Annotated in this window: 1 rRNA gene; it reads left to right on the plus strand. The window is 55.1% G+C overall.

Annotated elements, in window-relative coordinates:
• Window positions 1–312: ribosomal RNA gene (locus AAHB15_RS30115) — 16S ribosomal RNA — on the plus strand; the annotation flags it as partial.

The raw sequence follows: 312 nt of genomic DNA on the forward strand, positions 1-312 counted from the left end.
AGTTGGGCACTCTAAGGTGACTGCCGGTGACAAACCGGAGGAAGGTGGGGATGACGTCAAATCATCATGCCCCTTATGACCTGGGCTACACACGTGCTACAATGGATGGTACAAAGGGCAGCAAAGCCGCGAGGCCTAGCCAATCCCATAAAACCATTCTCAGTTCGGATTGTAGGCTGCAACTCGCCTACATGAAGCCGGAATCGCTAGTAATCGCGGATCAGCATGCCGCGGTGAATACGTTCCCGGGCCTTGTACACACCGCCCGTCACACCACGAGAGTTTGTAACACCCGAAGTCGGTGGGGTAACC

This window comes from Bacillus sp. OTU2372, assembly GCF_038440275.1.
Lineage (GTDB): Bacteria > Bacillota > Bacilli > Bacillales > Cytobacillaceae > Neobacillus > Neobacillus bataviensis_B.